Here is a 5,683-nt window from a genome sequence, read left to right on the forward strand (position 1 = left end):
CGGGGCCGAAGCAGGCCTGGGCGCCTTGGCCGGCCGGGCCATGGCGGCGGGCGAGAACGGCAGCGCGGCGGCAGCGAGCAGCAGGGCGATCTTGTTGCAGCGGATCATGGGCACTCAGGAACTCCAGAAGGGCGCGCACTGGACTTGGACAGGCACTGACCCTAGACCCCGTCTAGGCCCCACGCCGGCTGCGGCGCAAGGGGGCTGAGACATGCTCATTCCCTCTTGTCCGGTCGGTCCATGCGTCCCGTGGCTTCGTTGCTAACCCTGCGTACCATAACCGCTTTTGTGACGGCGGTATGTCTTGCCCTGCTGGGCGCGCCCTCTGCGGCGCTGGCCAACCACATCCAGGCTTCGCTACTGGCGGAAAAGCCAGCCGCTCCGGGGGAGACGGTCACGCTCGCGCTGCTGATGCAGCCCGAAAAAGGCTGGCACGGATACTGGTCCAATCCGGGCGATGCCGGCTTCGGCCTCTCGCTCGACTGGACGCTGCCCGCCGGCGCGAAGGCCGAGGCGCCCGAATTCCCCGTGCCGCAGACGCTGTTGCTTTCCGGCCTGATGAACCACGTCTACGAGCATGACTACGCCGTGCTCGTGCCGCTGACGCTGCCCCGGGACGCAAAGCCCGGCACCACGCTGCCCATCGCCGCCAAGGCGCGCTGGCTCGCCTGTACCGACCAGATCTGCGTGCCCGAAGAGGCCGACCTGCAAGGCACGGTGACCGTGGGGACCGCTGGCACGGCCGACACCCGCTTCGCCGGCTGGCGTGCCGCGCTGCCCGCCCCGCTCGACCGCGCCGGCACGTTTGCCTTCACCGGCAAGGCGCTGCGCATCGCCATCCCGTTCCCGGCGAGCGCGCGGATCGGCCAGCCGCATTTCTTCGTCGCCTCCGAAGGACTGGCCGATTACGCCGCGGCGCAGAAATTCTACCGGCACGGCGATACGCTGATCGCCGAACTCGGTCGCGCCAAGGGGCCATCTGCCGAACAGCCGACCACGCTTTCAGGCGTTCTGGCACTGGGCGGAGACGCGGGCGGCATCGCGCTGGTCGCGCGCGCGGGGCCAGTGCCAGAAGGCGGCACGCCGGTCGGCGGGACGGCGGCCGCCGGCTTCTCGCTGGCAACGCTGCTCACCGCGATTCTCGGCGCGCTGGCGGGCGGCCTCGTGCTCAACGTGATGCCCTGCGTCTTCCCGATCCTCAGCCTCAAGGCGCTGGCCCTGGCGCGCGGCAACAACCATCAGGCCCATGTCGAAGGCATGGCCTATACCGCCGGCGTCATGCTCGCCTGCATGGCGCTGGGCGGCGTGATGCTCGCCCTGCGCGCGGCCGGCGAGGAAGTGGGCTGGGCGTTCCAGTTGCAGGAACCGTGGGTCGTCGCGCTGCTGGTCCTGCTCGCCACCGCGATCACCGCCAATTTCGCCGGGCTTTACGAGATGCCGGGCCTCTCGCTCGAAAGTGCGCCCGGTGCCGGTTCCTCCGGCGCCAAAGGCGCGTTCGGCACCGGCTTGCTCGCCGCGTTCGTCGCCACGCCCTGCACCGGCCCGTTCATGGCGGCGGCGGTCGGCGCGGCCTTGGTCCTGCCGTGGTGGGCGGCGCTTGCGATTTTCGCCGCACTGGGCCTCGGCCTTGGCCTGCCGTTCCTCGCCATCGGCTTCGTTCCCGCGTTGCGCCGCCTGCTGCCCAGGCCCGGCGGCTGGATGGAGACGTTCCGCCGCGCCATGACGGTGCCGATGGGCCTTACCCTGCTCGCGCTGTTCTGGCTGGCCTGGCGGCTGGGCGGCGGCACCTTCGGCCTGCTCACCGTGATCCTCGCCGTGGCGCTGGTCGGCGCGCTCTATCTCGTGCGGCGCGAGCAACGGGACGGACGCCGCCCGCTCGCCGGCACCCTGGCCGCGATCGCTCTGACCGCGGCAGCGGTGATCCTGTTGCCCCGCACGGTTAGCGCCACAGGCGGCACCGCGGAAGCCGGGCAGCTGGACGCCCAGCCGTTCAGCGAAGCCACGCTCGCGCAAGCGCGCAAGGCGGGCAAGCCCGTGTTCGCCTATTTCACCGCCGACTGGTGCCTCTCGTGCAAGGTCAACGAGAGTGTGGCGATCGAACGCGAAACCACGCGCGATGCCTTCCGCAAGGCCGGCGTTGTGGTGCTGGTGGGCGACTGGACCCGTCGCGACCCCGCCATCAGCCGCTTCCTCACCGCGCAGGGCGCGGCTGGCGTACCGCTCTACCTGTGGTATCCGGCCGGCGGCGGAGAACCCCGTCCGTTGCCGCAAGTGCTGACACCTGATTTGCTCGCCGGGCTGCCGGCAGGGAAGTAGCGCCGGATCGGCGCTTACCGCCACGGCGGGATTGCGGACTGCCGCACCCAATGGCAAGCTGGCGGCATGAAGGCGTTCCGCACTCTCCTGCTGGGCCTCTGGGTCACGCTCGCGGGCTACACGGTATTCGTGATTGCGCGCCATGGCATGGGCTTGTTGCCCATTTTCTTCGGCGACATCGCAACGGTTTCCTGGCCCGGCCAGTTCAACCTCGATTTCCTGTGCTTTCTCGTTCTCTCCGCTCTCTGGACCGCGTGGCGAAACGGATTTTCGGCAGGGGGGCTGTTTCTTGCGCTCGTGGCATTCTTTGGCGGGGCCGGTTTTCTGTTGCCCTACCTCCTGTTTCTGTCGTTCCGCGAAAACGGCGATCCGGTTCGCGTTCTGGCAGGAGCCCGGCTCCGCTAAAGCGGAACAGACCGCGGTAGACCTGCCCCAACGCCGCCCTAAAGCGACTGCCCGTCATCCAGTGAGATATGCGCGCCCGTCACCTGGCGGGAAGCGTCCGAGGCGAAGAACAGCGCCATGTCGTCCAGCACCGTGGCATCGGCCAGCCGGCGGCGCGGCCAGCTGGCAATCTGGGCCTTGCCGCCTTCGCTGTCGAACCAGTCGCCATCGATCTCGGTGCGGATATAGCCCGGCTGGATCACGTTGACGTTGATCCCCAGCCGCGCCCATTCGCGCGCGAACTGGCGGCCGAGATGGGCAACCGCCGCCTTGGTTGCGGCATAGGCGGAATCGCCCTGCCCGGTCATGTCCGCCGTGATCGATCCGGTCAGGATGATCCGCCCGCGCTCGCTCTGCTTCGATCCCGCCGCGATCATGCGCCGGGCGCCTTCGCGCGCGGTCAGGTAAACTCCGGTGAAATTCGTTTCGATCACGCGGCTTACGCGATCAAGTTCAAGATCGATCGAACGACCCGCTTCGGCCAGGCCGGCATTTGCCAGCACCACGTCGGGCGCGCCGAAGGCGGCCTCGGCCGCATCGAACGCGGCCACGATGGAGCCTTCGTCGGTTACGTCCATCGCCACCGACAACGCGCGGCCGCCCGCCTCTTTGATGGCATCGGCCAGCGCCTGCGTACGCTCCACTCTCCGCGCGCCCAGCACCACCGCCGCGCCGGCGGTGGCATAGAGCCGCGCCAGATGCGCGCCCAGCCCGGACGACGCACCGGTGACCAGCGCGATACGGCCTTCGAGCGAATAGCGGGGCTTGTCCAACGTCCTCTCCTTCCGATGTATCATCAGGCCGATGATTTAACCGGCCGGTTAACACATCGGCGGAGCCGCCGCGAATCCGAAATGCGCTGTATCAGCCGCCCGCTTCAGAACTTGTTGTCGCGCGGGAAGCCCGTCGGCGGCATCCGGCCCGCCGCGCCACGCGCCACCTTCCACAGCATCAGGTCGCGCTCGGTCCGCGTCCGCCCGCTTTCGCCGCCCATGGACCACGAGAGGCCGTCCTCCAGCCGCAGCGTGATCGCATCGGAGAGGCCGCCATCGCGATAGCGCTGGAGCGCCACGCCCTGCCCCTTGGCCAGGATCGGCACTTCGCTGAGCGCGAACACCACCAGCTTGCGGTTGTCGCCCACCACGGCGACGTGATCGTGTTCGGGCGCGATTTCGCGCACCACGATCAGCTTCACGCCGGGCTTGGTGGTGACCACGCCGCGCCCCTTGCGCGTTTCGGCCAGCAGTTCGTCCATCTCCGCCGCGAAGCCGCGCCCGCTGTTCGCCGCCAGCAGGAGCTGCCCCTTGGCGCGATAGGGGAGGACGGCAACGATGTGCGCGTCGGGATCGATATCGACCATCGTGCGGATCGGCTCGCCAAAGCCGCGCGCGCCGGGCAGCTTATCCGCGCCCAGCGTATAGAACCGGCCATTATCCACCGCGAACAGCAGCTTGTCGGTGGTCTGCGCGTGGAGCGCGAAGGCGGGACCATCGCCTTCCTTGAACTTGAAATCGCCATCGAGCGGGAGATGCCCCTTCGCCGCCCGGATCCAGCCGCGCTGCGAAAGGATCACCGTCACCGGCTCCTTCTCGATCATCGCGTCCATGCTGAATTCGCGCGTCGGCGCGGCCTCGGCGATGGTGGTACGGCGGCGGCCCAGCGGGGTATCCTCGCCATATTCCTTGCGCAGCGCGGCCAGATCGCGCTTCAGCCGCGTGCGCTGGCGCGCCGGGCTGTCGAGCAGCTTCTGGAGATCGTCCTGCTCGGCCAGCAGTTCGTCGCGCTCCTTGCGCAGTTCCATTTCCTCCAGCTTGCGCAAGCTGCGCAGCCGCATGTTGAGGATCGCCTCGGCCTGCCGGTCGGTCAGGCCGAATTCCGCCATCATCACCGGCTTGGGCTCGTCCTCGGTCCGGATAATCTCGATGATCCGGTCGAGGTTGAGATAGGCAATGATGTAGCCTTCGAGCAGCTCCAGCCGCGCCGCGATCTTTTCCAGCCGGTGCGTGGTGCGGCGCAGCAGGATGTCTATCTGGCTGATGACCCATTCCTGGAGGATCAGCTTGAGTCCCAGCACGCCCGGCGTTCGCCGCGAATCCAGTACGTTGAGGTTCAGACCGAAGCGCGTTTCGAGATCGGTCAGCCGGTAGAGCGACTCCTTGAGCAGCTCCGGATCGACATTGCGGCTCTTGGGCACGAGCACGAGCCGGATATGCTCGTCGCTCTCGTCGCGCACATCTTCCAGAATGGGCAGCTTCTTGTCGGCAATCAGCTGGGCGATCTGCTCGATCAGCTTGCCCTTCTGCACCATGTAGGGGATTTCGCTGACCACGAGCTGCCATTGCCCGCTGCCCAGCTTCTCGACGCCGGTTTCCTCCCACGCGCCGTCCTCCCCGCGCCCGGTGGAAAAGCGCCCGCGCACACGGATCGGTCCCCGCCCCGTTTCATAGGCGGCGGAAATAGCGGCCGCGCTGTCCACCACCACACCGCCGGTGGGGAAGTCCGGCCCGTGGAACACTTCCATCAACTGCGCGTGTTCGACATGCGGGTTGTCGATCAGCAGCAGCGTGGCATCGACAATCTCTGCCACGTTGTGGCTGGGGATGTTGGTGGCCATGCCCACGGCGATACCGCTGGCGCCGTTGGCAAGAAGGTTGGGGAACAGGCCAGGGAAGATTTCCGGCTCTTCCTCTTCCCCGTTGTAGGTCGGCACGAAATCGACGGTGCCTTCGTCCAGCCCCGCCATCAGGCGGATCGCGGTGCGCGTCAATCGCGCTTCGGTGTAGCGATAGGCGGCGGCGTTATCGCCATCGATATTGCCGAAATTGCCCTGCCCTTCGACCAGCGGATAGCGCAGAGCGAAATCCTGGGCGAGACGGACCATGGCGTCATAGACCGAGGCATCGCCGTGCGGGTGATACTTGCC

At 67.7% G+C, this 5,683-nt stretch carries 4 protein-coding genes; 2 read left to right on the top strand and 2 right to left on the bottom strand.

The window, feature by feature from the left end; translation table 11 throughout:
* Window positions 1-240: 240 nt before the first annotated feature.
* Complete coding sequence (locus B3547_RS19760) at window positions 241-2,316, top strand: protein-disulfide reductase DsbD family protein (protein WP_292966245.1); 2,076 nt, start codon at window positions 241-243, stop codon at window positions 2,314-2,316.
* 66 nt (window positions 2,317-2,382) lie between these two features.
* Entirely contained in the window at window positions 2,383-2,721 is a 339-nt protein-coding gene (locus B3547_RS19765; RefSeq protein ID WP_125956598.1) for a hypothetical protein, read from the top strand.
* Between the two features lie 38 nt (window positions 2,722-2,759).
* Here B3547_RS19765 and B3547_RS19770 read toward each other — a convergent pair whose 3' ends face one another.
* Both B3547_RS19770 and parC read right to left on the bottom strand, forming a co-directional pair.
* Window positions 2,760-3,533 (bottom strand): SDR family NAD(P)-dependent oxidoreductase, encoded by a 774-nt coding sequence (locus B3547_RS19770; protein WP_292966250.1) that lies wholly within the window; start codon window positions 3,531-3,533, stop codon window positions 2,760-2,762.
* A 104-nt stretch (window positions 3,534-3,637) separates the two neighbouring features.
* Window positions 3,638-5,683, bottom strand: a 2,046-nt coding sequence (gene parC / locus B3547_RS19775; RefSeq protein ID WP_292966253.1) for a DNA topoisomerase IV subunit A, incomplete at its 5' end; no start/stop codon positions are given.

The organism is Novosphingobium sp. UBA1939, assembly GCF_002336885.1.
Lineage (GTDB): Bacteria > Pseudomonadota > Alphaproteobacteria > Sphingomonadales > Sphingomonadaceae > Novosphingobium.

Excerpts from the sequence above, each read along its gene's own strand:
- B3547_RS19765 (WP_125956598.1), top strand. The coding sequence starts at position 2,383 with ATGAAGGCGTTCCGCACTCTCCTGCTGGGCCTCTGGGTCACGCTCGCG.
- B3547_RS19760 (WP_292966245.1), top strand. The coding sequence starts at position 241 with ATGCGTCCCGTGGCTTCGTTGCTAACCCTGCGTACCATAACCGCTTTT.